This window comes from Variovorax sp. UC122_21, from assembly GCF_044056785.1.
Taxonomy (GTDB): Bacteria; Pseudomonadota; Gammaproteobacteria; order Burkholderiales; family Burkholderiaceae_C; genus Variovorax.
Genome location: NZ_CP172004.1, coordinates 5,910,609 through 5,928,118, shown reverse-complemented (window position 1 = coordinate 5,928,118; position 17,510 = coordinate 5,910,609). Strand labels below are relative to the sequence as shown.

The window sequence follows — 17,510 nt, the reverse complement described above, 5'->3', positions numbered from 1 at the left end:
TCACGCCCATGCCCAAGTCCCCACTTCGCACCGCCGCGGCCATCGGCGGCACCGCCGACGACATCGAGGCCGCCTTCTACGAGGCGTTGCAGCGCGGCGACATCGACGCCCTGATGGCCTGCTGGGCCGACGAGGACGAGGTGTTCTGCGTCCACCCGGGCGGCCCGCGGCTGGTGGGCTCGGCGGCGATCCGCGCGGCCTTCGAGCAGATGTTCGGCAACGGCGCGATCCACGCCACGCCCGCGCACGTGCGCAAGATCGACTCGATCGCGAGCGCGGTCCACAACGTGCTCGAGCGCATCGAGGTGCTCACGGTCGAGGGCCCGCGCCATGCCTTCGTGCTGGCGACCAACGTCTATCACAAGACCGCGCAGGGCTGGCGCATGGTGGCGCACCATGCGAGCCCGGGCAGCGCGCGCGAGCCCGACGACGCGAACGAGCTGCCGCAGATGCTGCACTGAGCGCCGGGCGTTCTCTTCCTTCGTTCGATGTCCGCGTTCCTTCCTTCTTCCTTTCCCTCCGGCACGCCCGACGCGCCGTCGCCATCCGCGATGGATTACCTGGCGCCGCGCTGGCTGCCCGGCGGCAACCTGCAGACGATCTGGGGCGCGCTCTATGCGCGCCGCTTCGAGGGCGCGGCGCCGGTCTACCGGCGCGAACGCTGGGCCGCGCCCGACGGCGACTTCGTCGACGTGGACTTCGCCGATGCGCCCGGTTCGCAGGGCGAGCCCGGCGAGCGACCGCTGCTGGTGCTGTTCCACGGCCTCGAGGGCTCCTCGCGCAGCCACTACGCCGAGGCCTTCGCCGACTTCGCCGCCGCGCGCGGCATGGACTTCGCCGTGCCGCATTTCCGCGGCTGCAGCGGCGAGATGAACCTCGCGCCGCGCGCCTACCACTCGGGCGACTTCGAGGAGATCGGCTGGATCCTGGCGCGCATGCGCGCCAGCCGCAAAAACGGCGCGCCGGTGCTCGCGGCCGGCGTCTCGCTCGGCGGCAATGCGCTGATGCGTTGGGCCGGCGAGGCCGGCGAGAGCGCCTCGCGGGTGGTGAGCGCGGTGGCCTCGGTGTGCTCGCCGCTCGATCTCGCGGCGGGCGGCGATGCCATCGGCCGCGGCTTCAACCGGCTGGTCTACACCCGCATGTTCCTCGCGACCATGAAGCCCAAGGCGCTGGCCAAGCTGGCGCAGTTCCCGGGGCTGTTCGACGGCGCCCGGCTCGCGGCCGCGCGCGACCTGCGGACCTTCGACGACGTCTTCACCGCGCCGCTGCACGGCTTCGTCGACGCGGACGACTACTGGCGGCGCGGCTCGGCCAAGCCGCACCTGGGCGCGATCCGCGTGCCCGCGCTGGCGGTCAACGCGCGCAACGATCCCTTCATTCCCGCGGCCAGCCTGCCGCGGCCCGGCGAGGTCGGCCGCCACGTCACGCTGTGGCAGCCCGCGCACGGCGGCCACGTGGGCTTTCCGATGGGGCGGCCGCCGGGCCATGTGCGCGGCATGCCCGAGCAGGTCGGGCGCTGGCTCTGCCGCCAGGCCGGCGTGCCGGCCGACGCGGTGCGCGCCGCCGCGCGGGGACAATGAGGCCATGGACGACATCGTCAGACAGGCCCTGGCCAAGTGGCCCAACGTTCCGCACTGCTACGGCTGGCTCGGCCTCGACGCGCGCGGCAACTGGTACATGCGCGACGACCGCACCCAGGCCCAGGGGCCGTTTCCGGCCGCCAAGGGCTCGATGCTGCGGCACGACAAGCTGATCGACTTCATCCACCGCAACTACGAGCACGACGAGCACGGCCAGTGGTTCTTCCAGAACGGGCCGCAGCGCGTCTACGTGGAACTGGAGGCGGCGCCGCTGGTCTGGCGCATCGCCGAGACCGGCTTCGCGGTGACGGCGCACACGGGGCAGGCCGCCGAGGTCAGGGGCTGCCTGCTCGACGAGCACGGGCACCTCTATCTGTCGGCGGACCTCGGGCTGGGACTGGTCCACACGCAGGACGTGGGCCTGGCGGCCGATGCGATCGAGCAGGGGCTGTGGACGCCCGAGACGGTGACGGCGGCGGAACTGCCGGCGCGCTTCGGGCATGTGCTGAGTCCGGCCGAACGCCATGCCACGCAGGCCTGAGTTGCTATCTAAAACGTAGCAATCGAACGCAAAAAAAAGCCGGCGCGAAGCCGGCTTTTTGCTGGGCGGACGCGGCGCGCGGGCCGCGATCCCTCTCTGATGAATTACTTGCTGGCGCTGGCTGCCGGAGCGGCAGGCGCCGCGCCCGAAGCCGCGGGTGCCGCGGCCGCCGAAGCACCATCGGCCGGGGCTGCCGCCGCCGGACGGTCGGGCACCGGGAACTTGGCGCCGCCGGCATTGGCCATGTAGACCACGGCACGGCCGATCTCGAGGTCCTCGAAGTCGCCGCCGCCCTGGGCCGGCATCGCGCCCTTGCCCTTGAGCGCATGCTCGAGCAGCGTGGCGTAGCCCTGGCCGATGCGCGGGCCCCAGGCGGCCGCGTCGTTCAGGTGCGGTGCGCCGGGAATGCCGGGCGCGCCGTGGCAGGCGACGCACTGGGCCTTGAACACCGCTTCGCCGGCCGCCAGCGGGCGGTTGGCATCGCGGATCTCGATCGCGCCGATCTTCTTCAGTCGCTCGCCGACCTCGCGGTCGCGCGCTTCCTTGGTGACGCCGTAGAGCGCCATGTTGTCGCCCTCGGCGGTACCGGCCGGCTTGTTGCCGGACACCACATAGGCCACGAGGCCCACGATGATGAAGATGGGTGCGAGGAAGGAGAAAAAGACCGCCAGCAGCAGTTGCTTGGGATTCTTGATCGGACCGGTGTGGGCTTCTTCGGTGGCCTGGTAATGCGGGTCTGCGCTCATGGCGTCCTCAAAATCGGGGGCTCGTCGGGGGGCGTTTTTCGAATCAACCGACGATTATAGAGAGGCCCTTCGCCGCAAGGCGAAGGGCCGGTCGCATGAGCGTGCGCGGATTTGCGCGCAAACAACCGTCGAGGCGACTTCAGCCCTTGCGACGGATGACGACGGCGGGCGGCGTTTCGGCCGTGCCGGTGGTCGCGGCGGGCGCCGCGGGAGCCGCGCCGGTGGCCGCCGCGCCCGGCTTGGCGCCCGTCGCCTGCCCGGTGGTCGTGGCACCGGCGGCGTCGCGCGAGGCCCAGCCGCCGCCCAGCGTCTTGTACAGCGTGACCTGGTTCTGCAGCAGTTGCAGCTGCGTGGTCACGGCCGACTGCTGCGCCGTGAACAGCGAGCGCTGCGCGTCGAGCAGATCGAGCGCGCTGGCCACGCCGTTGCGGTAGCGCAGGTCCGAGAGCTTGAAGCGCACCGCCTCGGCATCGGCCTGCGCCCGCTGCGCGCGCGCCTGCTCGCCGAAGGTGGCGCGGCCCGCGAGCGCATCGGCCACTTCGCGGAACGCGGTCTGGATCGACTTCTCGTACTGAGCCACCGCGATCTCGCGCCCGGCCTTGGCCGAGTCGAGGCCCGCGATGTTGCGGCCCGCGTCGAACAGCGGCAGCGTGACCGAGGGCGCGAAGCTCCAGGCCTTGGTGCCGCGGTCGAACAGGTTCGAGAACTCGCTGCTCGCGGTGCCGATCGAGGTGGTCAGCGAGACGCGCGGGAAGAAGTTCGCGCGCGCCGCGCCGATGTTGGCGTTGGCGCCGATCAGCTGCTGCTCGGCCGCGCGGATGTCGGGCCGCTCGGCCAGCAGGTCGGAGGGCAGGCCCGCGGGCACGTCGGGGATCGGGCGGATGCCGCCCAGGCCCTTGGCGCCCTCGAAGGCGCTCGCCGGCACCGGCGCGCCCAACAGCAGCGCGAGCGCGTTCTCGTCCTGCTGGCGCGTGCGCAGCTGCTGCGCATAGGCGGCGCGCGCGGTCTCGGCCAGCGAGTTGGCGGCCTGGAAATCGAGCTCCGACGACACGCCGTTGTCGAAGCGCAGCTTGGTCAGCCGCACCGATTCCTCGCGCGTGCTCAGGGTCTGGCGCGTGATCTCGAGCAGCTCGTCGTCGGCCAGCACCGTGAGCCAGCCGTTGGCGACCGCGGCGATCAGGCTGATCTGCGCGGCCTTGCGCGTTTCGTCGGTGGCGAGGTATTGCGCCAGCGCCTGGTCCTTCAGCGCGCGGATGCGGCCGAAGAAGTCGATCTCCCAGGCGGTGATGCCGAGGTTGACCGAGTACTGCGAACTCACGCTGCCCTGGCTGCTGTCGATCGCCTGGTAGACGTTGGGGCTCGAGCGCGAGCCGTTGCCCGACAGGCCCAGCGCGGGGAACAGGTCGGCGCGCTGGATCTGGAACTGCGCGCGCGCCTGCTCGATGTTGAGCACCGAGACGCGCAGGTCGCGGTTGTTGGCCAGCGCTGTCTGGATCAGGCCCGCGAGGCGCGGGTCGGTGAAGAAGTCCTGCCAGGGCATGGCGGACGCCGCCGGCCCGGCCGGCTGCGCCGGGTCGCCCGGGTAGGTGGTGGGCACCGGCGCCGCCGGACGCTCGTAGGTCGGGATCAGCGAGCAGCCGGCCAGCAGCAGCGCTGCCGCCAGCGCGGTGGGAATCAGTTTGTTATTGAGGTTCATGTTTTTCCTCCGAGATGCCGGCGGCTTGCGCATGCCGCTTGTCGGCCTCGCGCTGGCGCGCGCTGCCCTTGAACAGCGTGCGCACCACCACGAAGAAGACCGGCACGAAGATCACCGCGAGCAGGGTGCCCGTCACCATGCCGCCGAGCACGCCGGTGCCGATCGCGCGCTGGCTCGCCGAGCCGGCGCCCGAGGCCGTGAACAGCGGCACCACGCCGAGGCCGAAGGCCAGCGAGGTCATGATGATCGGCCGGAACCGCAGGTGCGCGGCCTCGAGCGCCGACTCGATCACGCCGCGGCCCTGCGCCTGCAGGTCCTTGGCGAACTCGATGATCAGGATCGCGTTCTTCGCCGACAGGCCGATGATCGTGATCAGGCCCACCTGGAAGTACACGTCGTTCGAGTACGAACGCAGCAGCGTCGCCAGCAGCACGCCGATCACGCCCAGCGGCACCACCAGGATCACCGACAGCGGGATCGACCAGCTCTCGTACAGCGCGGCCAGGCAGAGGAACACCGCCAGGATCGCGAAGCCGTAGAGGATCATGGCCTGCGAGCCGGCGAGCTTTTCCTCGCGCGACTGGCCGGTCCATTCGAAGCCGAAGCCTTGCGGCAGCTGCGAGGCGAGCTTCTCCATCTCGGCCATCGCGGCACCGGTGCTGTAGCCGGCCGCCGCGTCGCCGCTGATGCGCATCGCGGGATAGCCGTTGTAGCGCACCGTCTGCGTCGCGCCGGTCACCCACTTGGTGGTCGCGAACGCGCCCAGCGGAACCGGCTGGCCCTGCGCGTTGGTCGCGTTGAGCTTGAGCATGTCGTCGGGCTGCATCCGTGCCGGGGCGTCGGCCTGCACCACCACGCGCTGCAGGCGGCCGCGGTTCGGGAAGTCGTTGATGTAGCTCGAACCCAGCGCGGTCGACAGCGCGCCATTGATCGCGTCGAAGCTCACGCCCAGGGCGTTGGCCTTGTCGCGGTCGATGTCGATCTGCAACTGCGGTGCGTCTTCCAGGCCGTCGGGACGGACCTGCGACAGGATCTTGCTCTGCGCGGCCATGCCCAGCAGCTGGTTGCGCGCGTTGACGAGCGCGTCGTGGCCCGCGCCCGCGCGGTCCTGCAGCCGGAAGCTGAAGCCGCTGGCGTTGCCCAGTTCGGGAATCGGCGGCGGGCTCAGCGGATAGATGAAGGCGTCGCGGATGCCCGAGAGCGCGCCGAAGGCCCGGCCGGCGAGCGCGCTGGCCGAGTTGCCCGGGTCCTTGCGTTCCTCCCAGTCCTTGAGCGTCACGAAGGCGAGGCCCGCGTTCTGGCCCTGGCCCGAGAAGCTGAAGCCCATCACGCTCACGATGCTCTGCACTTCGGGCTGCTTCATGATGAAGCCCTCGACCTGCTGCATCACCGACAGCGCACGCTCCTGCGTCGCGCCCGGCGGCAGCTGCACGTTCACGATGATGTTGCCCTGGTCTTCCTGCGGCAGGAACGAGCTCGGCAGGTGGGTGTAGAAGTACACCACCGCGCCGATGATCGCCGCGTAGATGATCAGGTAGCGTGCGGCGCGGCGCAGGATGCGCGCGACGATGCTTTCATAGCCCTTGGCGGTGCGCGAGAAGCCGCGGTTGAACCAGCCGAAGAACCCGCGCTTCTCGTGGTGGTGGCCGGCTTCCACCGGCTTGAGCAGCGTGGCGCACAGCGCCGGCGTGAGCGACAGGGCCATGAAGGCCGAGAAGCCGATCGAGGCCACCATCACCGCCGAGAACTGGCGGTAGATGTTGCCGGTCGAACCCGCGAAGAAGGCCAGCGGCACGAACACCGAGATCAGCACCACGGTCACGCCGATGATGGCGCCCGAGATCTGCTGCATCGCCTTGCGGGTGGCGTCCAGCGGCGACAGCCCTTCCTCGCTCATGATGCGTTCGACGTTCTCCACCACCACGATCGCATCGTCCACCACGATGCCGATCACCAGCACCATGCCGAACATGGTCAGCACGTTGATCGAGAAGCCCAGTGCGAGCAGGGTGGCGAAGGTACCGAGCAGCGCGATCGGCACCACGATGGTCGGGATGATCGTGTAGCGCCAGTTCTGCAGGAACAGGAACATCACGAGGAACACCAGCGCGACGGCTTCGAACAGCGTCTTCACCACTTCGGTGATCGAGATCTGCACGAAGCGCGAGCTGTCGTAGGGGATGTCCCATTTCACGCCCTTGGGGAAGTAGCGCTGGAGTTCGGCCATCTTCGCGCGCACGGCCTTGGCCGAGCGCAGCGCGTTGCCGGTGGGCGTGGGCTGCACGCCGACGCCCACCGCGGGCACGCCGTTCAGGCGCGCCGAGGTGGCATAGCTCTGGCCGCCGAGTTCGACGCGCGCCACATCCTTCAGGCGCACGGTCGAGCCGTCGGTGTTGGCGCGCAGCACGATCTCGCGGAACTGCTCGACGCTGGTGAGTTGGCCGTTGACCGTCACCGTGGCGGCGATGGCCTGGCCCGGCACGTTCGGCAGGTCGCCGAGCGTGCCCGAGGCCACCTGGGCGTTCTGGGCGCGGATCGCGGTGTTGACGTCGGACGGCGACAGGTTGAAGCCCTGCAGCTTGGCCGGGTCGATCCAGATGCGCATCGCGTTCTCGGAGCCGAACAGCTGCACCTTGCCCACGCCCTCGATGCGCTGCAGCTCGGGCACGATGTTGCGCGCGACGTAGTCGCCGAGCGCCACGGGGTCGACGTCGGGGTTGTCCGACGAGAGCAGCGCGAACAGCAGGAAGTTGTCGCGCGACTTGTCGACCTGCACGCCCTGTTGCGTCACGGCCGAGGGCAGCCGCGGCGTGGCGCGCGAGAGCCGGTTCTGCACGTCGACCTGCGCGAGGTCTTCATTGGTGCCGGGCTCGAAGCTGATGGTGATCGCGCCGGTACCGTCGGCCTGCGCCACCGATTCCATGTAGATCAGGCCGGGCGAGCCGTTCATTTCGCGCTCGATCACGGACAGCACGCTGTCCTCGAGCGTCTGGGCCGAGGCACCCGGATAGGCCACGTTGATCACGATGGCGGGCGGCGCCACCGGCGGGTACTGGGCGATCGGCAACTGCGTGATGGACACGCCGCCGAGAACGATGACGAACAGTGCGATCACCCACGCGAAGATGGGTCGATCGATGAAGAATTTGGCCATTGCGGGCGCGCTCCTTGATTACTTCTTCTCGGCCGGAGCCGAGGCTGCCTTCCGGGGGCGGGTGCCGCGCCAGAGGCTGCCGGCGCGGCGGCGGGCGCCGCACCGTTGGGATTCGGTTTCGTCCACGGGACGGCCTTCACGGGCGTGCCCGGCGGCATCATCTGCAGGCGCTGGAAGCCGTCGACCATCACCTGTTCGCCGGCCTTCAGGCCTTCGAGCACCACCCACTGGTTGTCCTTGGCGGCGCTGATCTTCACCGTGCGCTGGCTCAGCTTGCCGTCCGCGCCCACCACCGTCAGGTGGTCACCCTGCTGGGTGCGCGTGACCGCCTGCTGCGGCACCGTGATCGCGTTGCTGACCTGCGCCTGCTCGAGCTTCACGCGCACGTACAGGCCCGGCAGCAGCTCGCCCTTGGGGTTGGGAATCTCGGCGCGCAGCGTGACCTGGCCGGTGGTGGCGTCGACCGTGAGGTCGGAGAACAGCAGCTTGCCGTCCTGGCCGTAGTCGGTGCCGTCCTCGAGCACCAGGCGGATGCTCGCGGCGTCCTCGCCGCCGGCGCGCTTGTACTGGCCCGCGGCGACCGCGCGACGCAGCTTGAGCACGTCGGAGGCCGACTGCGTGAAGTTCACGTACAGCGGATTGATCTGCTGCACCACGGCGAGCTCGGTGGCATCGCCCTGGCCGACCAGCGCGCCCTCGGTGACCAGCGCGCGGCCGATGCGGCCCGAGATCGGCGAGGTCACGTCGGCATAGCCCTGGTTGATCTTCGCGGTCTGCAGCGCGGCGCGGCTGGCGGCCACGTCGGCCTCGGCGGTCTTCTGCGAAGCCACCGCGTTGACGTATTCCTGCTTGCTCACCGCATTGGCCTCGACCAGCGGCTTGTAGCGGTCGGCCAGGGCCTTGGCCTGCGCGGCATTGGCTTCGGAGCGGGCCAGCGCGGCCTGCGCGTTCTGCGTGGCGGCCACCAGCGGTGCCGGGTCGATGCGGAACAGCAGCTGGCCGGCCTTCACGTCGCTGCCTTCGCGGAACTCGCGCTTGAGCAGGATGCCGGCGGCACGCGCACGCACCTGGGCCACGCGCGAGGCCTCGAGGCGGCCCGGCAGTTCGGTCACCAGGCCGACGTCGCCCGGGGTCGCGACGATCACGCCCACTTCGGGAGCGGGACGGGCGCCGCCGCCACCGCCGCCACCCGCGCCGGCACCGGCGGGGGCATCGTTCTTCGAACAACCAGCGATGACCAGCAACACGACGGCAGCCACGGTCGCGAGGCGCGGCGAAAGAAACGATGGGCGCGAAACATGCAGGAGAGGCATGCGATTCCTTTGAAGCGAAGACGGGAGACGGCGATTTCTGCGGCCGTGCCGGAAAGCCAGCACGGCCAGGTGGGCCATCGGGAAGGGCGACAGTTTACATACATTCATGGATGTATAGTGACATCCACGCAATGGCCCCACGATATGCAAAGGGCGTTGCCTTTACAAATCAGGAGACTTGGTGGCACGTCGTACGAAGGAAGAAGCACTGGCGACGCGGAATCGACTGCTCGATGCCGCGGAGCTGCTGTTTCAGGCGCAGGGGGTCTCCCAGACCACGCTGCAGCAGATCGCGCAGCAGGCCGGGGCGACGCGGGGCGCCATCTATTGGCACTTCAAGGACAAGGCCGATCTCTTCAACGCGATGATGGAGCGGGTCATCCTTCCGCTCGAGGCGCCGCCCAAGGCCGCGGCGCTGAGCCACGACGACCCGCTGGCCGAGATCGAGGAGGGCATGGTGCATGCGCTGACCCTCATGACCACCGACCCGCAGGTGCGCCGCGTGTTCGACGTGGCGACCCACAAGGTCGAATACACCCACGACATGGCCTCGGTGCAGCAGCGCCACCTCGACGCGCGCAACGCCTGCGTGGTCGATTTCGAGAAGGCCCTGCGGCTGGCCGCGCGGCGCGCCCGCATCAAGCTGCCGGTGCCCGGCAGCGTGGCGGCGCAGGGGCTGCATGCGCTGATCAGCGGACTGATCCAGAACTGGCTGCTCGATCCCGCGGCCTTCGACCTCGTGCCCACGGGCCGGCGCACCTTCCGCGTGTACCTCGCGGGCCTCGGTTTCACGCGGCAGACGGGGGCGAATGGCGCGGCCGTGCACGAAGCCGAAACAGCGGCCGCGTGATAGGCGATAATGCGAGGCTGCGGTTTCACCGGAAACCCATTTCTCGCTGTATTTCAACGGATAGAATTCGGCCCTCCGAAGGCTGAGATCCAGGTTCGATTCCTGGCGGCGGGACCAGACACACGGCAAAAAGGCCGGAAGCTCCAAGGGGCTTCCGGCCTTTTTCATGGGGGTGCTCATTGGGGTGGGCGGCGGGTGGTCGGCCCCGATCTGCCCCGCGCCGCGGTCCGCGAAAACTGCGATCGCGCCGATGTTGCGGGCGCAATGTGGAGCAACTGTGAAGATCGCACCGCCCGCATGGCCTTGCTTGCGTTTGCCGGCCGCGCGGCATCATCGGTGTCCATCATGAGAATCGGCATCCGGACCAAGCTCTTCTTCTTCGTGCTGGTGGCTTGCGCCGCCGTGGTGGTGGTTCAGGCCGGCGCGATGCGCTTCGTGTTCGCGCGCGGCTTCCTCGGCTACCTCAATCAGCAGGGTCGCGCGCATGTCGAGGAGATGGTGCCGCGCGTGGCCGCGGCCTATGCGGCGCATGGCGACTGGCAGTTCCTGCGGCAGGATTTCCGCAACTGGATGGAGCTGGTGCTGCCGATCGCGCGCGAGCCCGGCGTGGATCCGGCGCCGCAGCTCGCCTCGTCCGACCAGACCGGCGCTCTCGCGCGCATCGGCCTGCTCGACGCGCAGCTGCGCCGCGTGGTCGGCAATCCCTCGGTCGGGCCGGACTCGATCCGGCTGCCGGTGGCGGTCGACGGGCGCATCGTCGGCTGGGTGGCGATGGTGCCGTTCGAGGACGTGCTGCCCAAGGACGACGCGCGCTTCCTCGAGCGGCAGTTCAAGGCCCTGACGCTGATCGGCTTGGGCTCGATCGCGGTGGCGGCGCTGCTGACCTTCGTGCTGTCGCGCGCGCTGCTGCGTCGTGTGCGCGGCATGGCCGGCGCCACGCAGCGGCTGGCGGCCGGCGACTATGCCTCGCGCATCGAGGTCGGGTCGAACGACGAGCTCGGCCATCTCGCGAAGGACTTCAACCGCATGGCGCAGACGCTCGAGCACACCGAGCGCGCGCGCCGCACCTTCATGGCCGACATCTCGCACGAGCTGCGCACGCCGCTGGCGGTGCTGCGCGCCGAGCTCGAGGCGATCCAGGACGGCATCCGCTCGACCAGCGCGCAGTCGGTCGACGCGATGCATGCCGAGGTTGGCCGGCTGGGCAAGCTGGTCGACGACCTGCACGACCTCTCGCTGACCGACATCGGCGCGATGACCTACCGGCGCACGCCGATCGACATTGCGACCGTGCTGCGCGCGGCGGTCGGCAGCATGCAGGGCCGGCTCGAGGCCGAGGGCCTCGAGCTGCGCGTGCATATCGCGCCGGCACCGCTGTCCCTCAGCGGCGACGAGCGGCGGCTGCAGCAGCTGATCGCGAACCTGCTCGAGAACTCGCTGCGCTACACCGACCGCGGCGGCGTGGTGCAGCTGCGCGCCGATCGTCACGAGAGCGGCGTGCGCATCGTGGTCGAGGACAGCGCGCCCGGCGTGCCGCTCGACAAGCTCGAGAAGCTGTTCGAGCGCTTCTACCGCGTCGAGGGCTCGCGCAACCGAGCGAGCGGCGGCAGCGGGCTGGGCCTGGCGATCTGCCGCAACATCGTCGAGGCGCACGAGGGCCGCATCGAGGCGCAGGCCTCGCCGTTCGGCGGGCTGCGCATCGTCATCGACCTGCCGGGGATCGACGCATGAGCGCCGCGCCGGGCCGCCCCAAGCAAGCTCGCACCGCAGTGCGAAGCACGAAGGTCTTTCAATGAGCATGGGCCTCCAGACCCAGGGCCATGTGCTCGTCGTCGAGGACGAGCCGCGGCTGGCGGCCGTGCTCGGCGACTACCTCGCGGCGGCCGGCTACACGCACCATTGGGTCGCCGACGGCGACGCCGCGCTGCCGGCCTTCCACGCGCAGCGGCCCGACCTGGTGCTGCTCGACCTGATGCTGCCCGGGCGCGACGGCGTGGAGATCTGCCGCGACCTGCGGCGCATCGGCGCGGTGCCGGTGATCATGGTCACGGCGCGCGTCGAGGAGGTCGACCGCCTGCTGGGGCTGGAGATCGGCGCCGACGACTACGTGTGCAAGCCCTTCAGCCCGCGCGAGGTGGTGGCGCGCGTGGGCGCGGTGCTGCGCCGGCATCGGGCCGCGAGCGCCAGGCCGCTGGCCGCGCCGGCGCCGGTGCCGCTGCGGGTCGACGAAGCCACGGCCCGCGCCAGTGTGCGCGGCCGCGAGCTCGACCTCACGCCGGTCGAGTTCCGCCTGCTGGCCGTGCTGCATGGCGCGCTGGGCCGCGCCTTCTCGCGCGACCAGTTGCTGGGCCGCATCTACGACGACCGGCGCGTCGTGACCGACCGCACCATCGACAGCCACGTCAAGAACCTGCGCCGCAAGCTCGCCGAGGCCGGCGGCTCGGAGGACTGGATCAAGTCGATCTACAGCGTCGGCTATCGCATGGAGCTCTGAGCGCCCGCTTCGGCGAAGTGCGAGGGCGGGCGGCCCAGCGTGCGGCGGAACATGGTGGAGAAGGCGGCGGGGCTGTCGTAGCCCAGGTCGAGTGCCACCGTCGTCACCGCTTCGCCGGACGCCAGTCGCGACAGCGCCAGCAGCACGCAGGCGCGCTGACGCCACTGACCGAAGGCCATGCCGGTCTCGCGGCCGAAGCGGCGGCTGAAGGTGCGTTCGCTCACATGCAGCCGTGCCGCCCATTGCGCGGGCGTGGCATGGATATCGGGCGCGCGCAGGAAGTCCAGGCACAGCGCGGCCAGCGCAGGCTCGCGCGGCAGCGGCAGGTGCAGCGGCAGCGCCTCGGCGTGCGCCAGTTCGTGCAGCGCGAGCCGCATCAGCAGGCCGTCTCGGCCCTGGCGCTCGTACTCGGCGGGCACTTCGATGGCCGCCATCAGCAGCTGGCGCAGCAGCGGCGACACCTCGAGCACCTCGCACTGGCGGCCAGGGCGCGGCGCCTCGCGCGGCTCGATGTAGAGGCTGCGCGTGCTCACGCCGAGCATGCGCACGCGATGCGGCTGGCCCGCCGGTATCCACACGCCGCGCTGCGGCGGCACCACCCAGGCGCCGTCGTCGGTGCCGACCTCCATCACGCCGGTCGCGCCGTAGAGGAACTGCGCGCGCCGATGGCTGTGTGTGGGCAGCAGCTGGCCCGGCGGGTAGTCGGTGCCGATCGCGAGCACCGGGCGGGCGATGGCGTCGACGGCATCGATCGGGACGTTGCGCATGGGCGAGGAAGAGTTGGCCGGAACGAGAACATCATTGTCCGGCTTGCGCGGGCGCGCCGCGCGGCACCGGCCTATCGTCGAGGCCTGTTTTTGTTCTCCTGGAGTGCCTCTCGTGTGGATCTATCTCGTGCTCGCGGTCTTCGGCGGCCTCGCGGGCGTCACCACCGTGCTGTTCGGTTTCGGTGGCGGCTTCGTCGTGGTGCCGCTGCTCTACCGCGTGCTGCTGCTCGCGCATGGCGAGCACAGCGCCACCGGCCACGCGGCCATGCACATCGCCGTGGCCACCTCGACCTGCGTGATGATCGTGAGCGCGCTGCTCGCCACGCGACGCCACCAGCGCGCCGGCACCATCGACTGGCCGCTGATCCGCCCGCTGCTCGGCTTCATCGGCCTGGGCGCCATCGTTGGTGCCGCGGCCGCCGTGCGGGCCGATGGCGAATTCGTGCGGCTGGCCTTCATCGTCTACCTGGGTATCACCATCCTCGACTGCCTGCTGCGGCCGGGCTTCATCGTGCGCAGCGTCACCGCCTCGGCGGTCGGCGAGCCGCTCTCGCGCGGCATCGCCACCGCGGGCAGTTTCGTCATCGGGCTGATCGCCGCCTTCCTCGGCGTGGGCGGCAGCGTGATGACCGTGCCGCTGATGCGCCGCCGCGGCATCGACATGACGCGCGCCACCGCCATGGCCAACCCGCTGTCGCTGCCCATCGCGCTGGCCGGCACCGCCACCTACATGGCGCTGGCCTGGCGCTCGGGCGCGGCGCTCGAGGGCTGGCACCTCGGCTACGTGGACCTGCCGGCCTTCGCCGCGCTGGTCGCGGGATCGCTGCTGGGCGTGCGCGCCGCCGCGCCGCTGATCGGCCGCCTGCCCGACCGCGTGCATGCCTGGGGCTACCTCGCGCTGCTGGTGGCGGTGCTGCTGGGCATGCTGCTGCGCTGAGCGGCTTCGCCGAACGCGCGCCTCCTTGTCATCGAAGTTCCATAGTTGCGCGCCGGCGGTTGCGGCGCCGGGCGGGGCCTGCCACCATGGCCGCATGCCTTACCAACTCCATTACTGGCCCACCATCCAGGGCCGCGGCGAATTCGTGCGGCTCGCGCTCGAGGCTGCCGGTGCCGACTATGTCGACGTGGCGCGCGAGCGCGAGGACCAGGGCGGCGGCGAAAGCGCCCTCGGCCGCCGGCTCGCCGATCCGCTGCAGACGCGGCCTCCGTTCGCGCCGCCCTTCCTCGTCGACGGCGACATCGTCGTCGGCCAGACCGCCGCGATCCTGCTCTACCTGGGGCCGCGCCTGGGCCTGGCCGGCGTCGGCGAATCCGACGGCCTGTGGACGCACCAGCTGCAGCTCACCATCGCCGACGCGGTGGCCGAGGCGCACGACACGCACCATCCGATCTCGACCGGCGACTACTACGAGGACCAGCGCGAGGCCGCGCTGGCGCGCGCGAAGGCCTTTCGCGAGCAGCGCATCCCGAAGTTCCTCCACTGGTTCGAGCGCGTGCTGCAGCGCAATCCCTCGGGCGACCTGCACCTGGTGGGCGACGTGCTGACCTATGCCGACCTCTCGCTGTTCCAGCTGGTCGACGGGTTGCAGTACGCCTTCCCCAAGGCCACCGCGCATGCGCTCGCGAAGACGCCGGCGGTGGCGAAGCTGCATGCCAACATCCGGCGCCGCCAGCGCGTGCACGACTACCTGCAGAGCCCGCGCCGCATCGCCTTCAACGAGGACGGCATCTTCCGGCGCTACCCCGAGCTGGACGCCTGAATCAGCGCACCAGCGCCGCCGCATCGCGCCATGCGGGCAGCGGCACCAGGCCGGCCATGGCCACGGGCCCGGTCTGCGGGCCGAACAGGTAGCGGTTCGACACGATGCCTTCGAGATGGCCCAGCACGTCGCTGCGGTCGTCGATGAAATGCGTGATGCCCAGTTCGCGGCAGTGGTCGGCCTTCTGCGGACGCTTCAGGCAGAAGCGCAGGTTGCCGGGCGCCATGCCCGTGCGTTCGAAGAAACGGTGGTGCGCGAGCCAGGCGCGGCTCTTGGCCTGCACGCTCGGTCCGCACTTCGAGACCAGCCACACGCGGCCCTCGAAGCGATCGACCAGCGGCGCGACGGCCTCGAACATGCCTTCGTAGGGCGGCGTGTCGAGCGCGTCCTGCAGCGAGCCGCCGATGAAGGCGGTGTCGCCGCCGTCGGCCCGTTCGGCCGCGATCAGCACGCGGCCGATGTCGATGCCCAGGCGCGGGAGATGTTGCGATGCGTTCCTCATGTCGTGTTCCTTTCTTGTGTGTGCGGTGGATCGTAGGAACGAAGCCCATCACCAGGAACTACCGATATGCGATGGGCTATCCATAAAATGGATAGGTGGAAATTCCTCGCACCAACCTCGACGCGCTGCAATCCTTCGCCGTGTTCGCCGACACGATGAACTTCAGCGAGTCGGCGCGCCTGCTGCACATCAGCCAGCCGGCCCTGCATGCGAAGGTGCGCAAGCTGTCGGAGCAGCTCGGCGCCAAGCTCTATCTGCGCGTGGGCAGCGCGCTGCAGCTCACGAGCGCGGGCGAACAGGTGGCACGCCATGCGCGCGAGCTGCTGCTGCTCAACCAGCGCTTCGTGAAGGGGCTCGCGCAGGGGCAGGAGCAGGCGGTGGTGAGCCTCGCGGCCGGCGAGGGCGCCTACCTCTACCTGCTCGGCAAGGCGCTGTCGCAGTTCTCGGGGCCGGGCGCGTCGCCGCACCTGCAACTGCTCACGCGCAACCGCGACGCGGCGGTGCAGGCGGTGCGCGCAGGCCAGGCGCAACTGGGCATCGCGCCGCTGGGCGGCGTGCCCGCCGACCTGCATGCGGTGCGGCTCACGGTCGTTGGCCAGGTGCTGGTGCTGCCACGCGCGCACGCACTGGCCTCGCGCCGTTCGGTGCGACTGCGCGACCTGCAGGGCGCGAACCTGATCGTGCCGCCCGCGGGCCGGCCGCACCGCGAGCTGCTCGCCCGGTTGCTGCAGGCCGAGTCGGTGCAGTGGCAGCCCTCGCTCGAGGCCGATGGCTGGGAGCTGATGCTGCGCTTCGCTCAGCTCGGCTTCGGCCTGACGGTGGTGAATGCCTGCTGCCGCATTCCCAAGGGCCTGGTGGCGGTGCCGCTGCAGGGCTATCCGCCGCTCGAGTACCACCTGTTCCGCGCGGCCGACCGTCCGCCGTCCGTGCATGCGCAGCGCCTGTGGAATGCGCTGCTCGCGCAGGCCGACCACTGGAAGAACGCATGACGCCCGAGGACGCGAGCCGGTTCATCGCCTACGTGCTGCGGCATGCGCCCGAGTCCATCGGGCTGGCGCTCGATGCCGAGGGCTGGGCCGAGATCGATGCGCTGGTGGCTGGCGCGGTGGCCGCGGGCCGCGCGCTCACGCATGCGCAGGTTGTGCAGGCGGTCGATGCCGGCGCGAAGAAGCGCTACGCGTTGTCGGCCGACGGCCGGTGCATCCGCGCGCTGCAGGGCCATTCGACGCCGCAGGTCCGCCGCAGCTTCGAACCGGCGGAGCCACCGGCCGTGCTGTTCCATGGCACGGCCACGCGCTTTCTCGCATCGATCCGCGCCGAAGGCCTGCGGCCCGGCACGCGGCAGCATGTGCATCTGTCGGCCGACGCGGCGACCGCCGTGCAGGTGGGGCAGCGCCATGGCAAGGCGCATGTGCTGCGCGTCGACGCGCTCGGAATGCAGGCGCTGGGCCATGCCTTCCATCGCGCGGAGAACGGGGTCTGGCTGACGGAGGCGGTGCCGCCGCGCTTCCTGTCGGGCTGGCCTTCGTCCGCCTGAGCTACGCGCCCGAGCGCTGGGTGGTCGAGCGCGAACGCGAGCGCTTGCGGGTGCTCCGGGGTTCGGCGGCGGGCTGCGCCGCGGCGCTGCGCAGGTCCTGGTTGCGCTGGTGCGCGCCCGCGATCACGCGGCGCAGCCCGCGCTCCATCGATTCGAGCTCCGAAGCCGTCATGTGCTCGTTGAACATCTCGTGGATCAGCTTCTGATAGGGCGGCCACATCTTGCGGCGCAGCGCGCGGCCCTGCTCGGTCAGCACCGCGACGCGGCCGCGCCCGTCGGTCTCGTCGACCTCGCGCACCACCAGGCCCTCGGCCTCGAGCGTGGTGACGATGCGCGAGATGAAGCTGCGGCTGTAGACCGCGCGCTCCGCGAGTTCGTGCATGCGCATGCGGCCGTTCGGCGAGGCATCGAGCAGCCACAGCACGTCGTACCAGGTCAGCGGCGGCAGGCCTTCCTTGCGGAAGCTGTCCTCCATGAAGTCGAGCACCAGCACGTAGGCGCTGATGAAGGAGGCCCAGGTGGAGGTGCCGCGCACGGCGGTGGAACGGGGCGTTGCCATACGGGTGGAGA

At 70.4% G+C, this 17,510-nt stretch carries 17 protein-coding genes and 1 tRNA gene; 11 read left to right on the top strand and 7 right to left on the bottom strand.

Annotated features, from left to right (window positions below):
* The first annotated feature begins 8 nt into the window (after positions 1 to 8).
* From ACHMXE_RS40575 to ACHMXE_RS40565, 3 genes are all read left to right on the top strand, one after another.
* Positions 9 to 461, top strand: a complete 453-nt coding sequence (locus ACHMXE_RS40575; RefSeq protein ID WP_203203980.1) for a nuclear transport factor 2 family protein — start codon at positions 9 to 11, stop codon at positions 459 to 461.
* A gap of 90 nt (positions 462 to 551) precedes the next feature.
* Positions 552 to 1,580 carry a YheT family hydrolase gene (locus ACHMXE_RS40570; protein ID WP_395353019.1) on the top strand — a complete coding sequence of 343 codons (1,029 nt, stop codon included), beginning with the start codon at positions 552 to 554 and terminating at the stop codon, positions 1,578 to 1,580.
* A gap of 4 nt (positions 1,581 to 1,584) precedes the next feature.
* Positions 1,585 to 2,121 carry a DUF2946 family protein gene (locus ACHMXE_RS40565; RefSeq protein WP_395349202.1) on the top strand — a complete coding sequence of 179 codons (537 nt, stop codon included), beginning with the start codon at positions 1,585 to 1,587 and terminating at the stop codon, positions 2,119 to 2,121.
* 104 nt (positions 2,122 to 2,225) lie between these two features.
* Here the strand turns inward: ACHMXE_RS40565 and ACHMXE_RS40560 are convergent, their stop codons facing one another.
* The 4 genes from ACHMXE_RS40560 to ACHMXE_RS40545 all read right to left on the bottom strand — a co-directional run bounded on the left by ACHMXE_RS40560 (position 2,226) and on the right by ACHMXE_RS40545 (position 9,030).
* Positions 2,226 to 2,867, bottom strand: coding sequence for a cytochrome c5 family protein (locus tag ACHMXE_RS40560; protein WP_203203982.1), 642 nt, complete (start codon positions 2,865 to 2,867; stop codon positions 2,226 to 2,228).
* A gap of 139 nt (positions 2,868 to 3,006) precedes the next feature.
* The gene (locus tag ACHMXE_RS40555; RefSeq protein ID WP_395349200.1) at positions 3,007 to 4,563 is read right to left on the bottom strand and encodes an efflux transporter outer membrane subunit; all 1,557 of its coding nucleotides are present in this window, start codon (positions 4,561 to 4,563) and stop codon (positions 3,007 to 3,009) included.
* The gene (locus tag ACHMXE_RS40550) at positions 4,550 to 7,717 is read right to left on the bottom strand and encodes an efflux RND transporter permease subunit (protein ID WP_395349199.1); all 3,168 of its coding nucleotides are present in this window, start codon (positions 7,715 to 7,717) and stop codon (positions 4,550 to 4,552) included. Before ACHMXE_RS40550 ends, ACHMXE_RS40555 begins: the two co-directional genes overlap by 14 nt.
* The gene (locus ACHMXE_RS40545) at positions 7,675 to 9,030 is read right to left on the bottom strand and encodes an efflux RND transporter periplasmic adaptor subunit (protein ID WP_395349198.1); all 1,356 of its coding nucleotides are present in this window, start codon (positions 9,028 to 9,030) and stop codon (positions 7,675 to 7,677) included. The genes ACHMXE_RS40550 and ACHMXE_RS40545 overlap by 43 nt, the downstream gene beginning before the upstream one ends.
* Before the next feature lie 178 nt (positions 9,031 to 9,208).
* On the opposite strand from ACHMXE_RS40545, the gene ACHMXE_RS40540 reads away from it, so the two are divergent.
* From ACHMXE_RS40540 to ACHMXE_RS40525, 4 genes are all read left to right on the top strand, one after another.
* A complete protein-coding gene (locus ACHMXE_RS40540; protein WP_203203986.1) occupies positions 9,209 to 9,880 on the top strand; it encodes a TetR family transcriptional regulator in 672 nt (223 codons plus the stop codon).
* Between the two features lie 42 nt (positions 9,881 to 9,922).
* A tRNA-Arg gene (locus tag ACHMXE_RS40535) sits at positions 9,923 to 9,997 on the top strand.
* Between the two features lie 228 nt (positions 9,998 to 10,225).
* Positions 10,226 to 11,611, top strand: a complete 1,386-nt coding sequence (gene baeS, locus ACHMXE_RS40530) for a sensor histidine kinase efflux regulator BaeS (protein ID WP_395349196.1) — start codon at positions 10,226 to 10,228, stop codon at positions 11,609 to 11,611.
* A gap of 67 nt (positions 11,612 to 11,678) precedes the next feature.
* Entirely contained in the window at positions 11,679 to 12,374 is a 696-nt protein-coding gene (locus tag ACHMXE_RS40525) for a response regulator (protein ID WP_395353017.1), read from the top strand.
* Here the strand turns inward: ACHMXE_RS40525 and ACHMXE_RS40520 are convergent.
* Entirely contained in the window at positions 12,356 to 13,141 is a 786-nt protein-coding gene (locus tag ACHMXE_RS40520; RefSeq protein ID WP_395349194.1) for an AraC family transcriptional regulator, read from the bottom strand. The two genes, ACHMXE_RS40525 and ACHMXE_RS40520, sit on opposite strands and share 19 nt — an antisense overlap.
* A gap of 112 nt (positions 13,142 to 13,253) precedes the next feature.
* Between ACHMXE_RS40520 and ACHMXE_RS40515 the strand changes: the two genes are divergently transcribed.
* Together ACHMXE_RS40515 and ACHMXE_RS40510 are read left to right on the top strand one after the other, a co-directional pair.
* On the top strand, positions 13,254 to 14,078 hold the full coding sequence (locus tag ACHMXE_RS40515) for a sulfite exporter TauE/SafE family protein (protein ID WP_395349192.1): 825 nt from the start codon (positions 13,254 to 13,256) through the stop codon (positions 14,076 to 14,078).
* Between the two features lie 94 nt (positions 14,079 to 14,172).
* Complete coding sequence (locus ACHMXE_RS40510) at positions 14,173 to 14,901, top strand: glutathione S-transferase (protein WP_395349190.1); 729 nt, start codon at positions 14,173 to 14,175, stop codon at positions 14,899 to 14,901.
* A 1-nt stretch (position 14,902) separates the two neighbouring features.
* Here ACHMXE_RS40510 and ACHMXE_RS40505 read toward each other — a convergent pair whose 3' ends face one another.
* The gene (locus ACHMXE_RS40505; RefSeq protein ID WP_395349188.1) at positions 14,903 to 15,403 is read right to left on the bottom strand and encodes a hypothetical protein; all 501 of its coding nucleotides are present in this window, start codon (positions 15,401 to 15,403) and stop codon (positions 14,903 to 14,905) included.
* Between the two features lie 95 nt (positions 15,404 to 15,498).
* Here ACHMXE_RS40505 and ACHMXE_RS40500 point away from each other — a divergent pair, with 95 nt between their 5' ends.
* Together ACHMXE_RS40500 and ACHMXE_RS40495 are read left to right on the top strand one after the other, a co-directional pair.
* On the top strand, positions 15,499 to 16,392 hold the full coding sequence (locus tag ACHMXE_RS40500; RefSeq protein ID WP_395349186.1) for a LysR family transcriptional regulator: 894 nt from the start codon (positions 15,499 to 15,501) through the stop codon (positions 16,390 to 16,392).
* A complete protein-coding gene (locus ACHMXE_RS40495) occupies positions 16,389 to 16,940 on the top strand; it encodes an RNA 2'-phosphotransferase (protein WP_395349184.1) in 552 nt (183 codons plus the stop codon). Before ACHMXE_RS40500 ends, ACHMXE_RS40495 begins: the two co-directional genes overlap by 4 nt.
* Position 16,941: 1 nt before the next feature.
* Here the strand turns inward: ACHMXE_RS40495 and ACHMXE_RS40490 are convergent, their stop codons facing one another.
* The gene (locus ACHMXE_RS40490) at positions 16,942 to 17,499 is read right to left on the bottom strand and encodes a MarR family winged helix-turn-helix transcriptional regulator (protein ID WP_395349182.1); all 558 of its coding nucleotides are present in this window, start codon (positions 17,497 to 17,499) and stop codon (positions 16,942 to 16,944) included.
* Positions 17,500 to 17,510: the final 11 nt, after the last annotated feature.

Coding starts and splice junctions, on each gene's coding strand:
- ACHMXE_RS40570 (WP_395353019.1), top strand. CDS start 552: ATGGATTACCTGGCGCCGCGCTGGCTGCCCGGCGGCAACCTGCAGACG.
- ACHMXE_RS40510 (WP_395349190.1), top strand. CDS start 14,173: ATGCCTTACCAACTCCATTACTGGCCCACCATCCAGGGCCGCGGCGAA.
- ACHMXE_RS40495 (WP_395349184.1), top strand. CDS start 16,389: ATGACGCCCGAGGACGCGAGCCGGTTCATCGCCTACGTGCTGCGGCAT.
- ACHMXE_RS40525 (WP_395353017.1), top strand. CDS start 11,679: ATGGGCCTCCAGACCCAGGGCCATGTGCTCGTCGTCGAGGACGAGCCG.
- ACHMXE_RS40565 (WP_395349202.1), top strand. CDS start 1,585: ATGGACGACATCGTCAGACAGGCCCTGGCCAAGTGGCCCAACGTTCCG.
- ACHMXE_RS40575 (WP_203203980.1), top strand. CDS start 9: ATGCCCAAGTCCCCACTTCGCACCGCCGCGGCCATCGGCGGCACCGCC.
- ACHMXE_RS40505 (WP_395349188.1), bottom strand. CDS start 15,403: ATGAGGAACGCATCGCAACATCTCCCGCGCCTGGGCATCGACATCGGC.
- ACHMXE_RS40520 (WP_395349194.1), bottom strand. CDS start 13,141: ATGCGCAACGTCCCGATCGATGCCGTCGACGCCATCGCCCGCCCGGTG.
- ACHMXE_RS40555 (WP_395349200.1), bottom strand. CDS start 4,563: ATGAACCTCAATAACAAACTGATTCCCACCGCGCTGGCGGCAGCGCTG.
- ACHMXE_RS40490 (WP_395349182.1), bottom strand. CDS start 17,499: ATGGCAACGCCCCGTTCCACCGCCGTGCGCGGCACCTCCACCTGGGCC.
- baeS (WP_395349196.1), top strand. CDS start 10,226: ATGAGAATCGGCATCCGGACCAAGCTCTTCTTCTTCGTGCTGGTGGCT.
- ACHMXE_RS40545 (WP_395349198.1), bottom strand. CDS start 9,030: ATGCCTCTCCTGCATGTTTCGCGCCCATCGTTTCTTTCGCCGCGCCTC.
- ACHMXE_RS40550 (WP_395349199.1), bottom strand. CDS start 7,717: ATGGCCAAATTCTTCATCGATCGACCCATCTTCGCGTGGGTGATCGCA.
- ACHMXE_RS40560 (WP_203203982.1), bottom strand. CDS start 2,867: ATGAGCGCAGACCCGCATTACCAGGCCACCGAAGAAGCCCACACCGGT.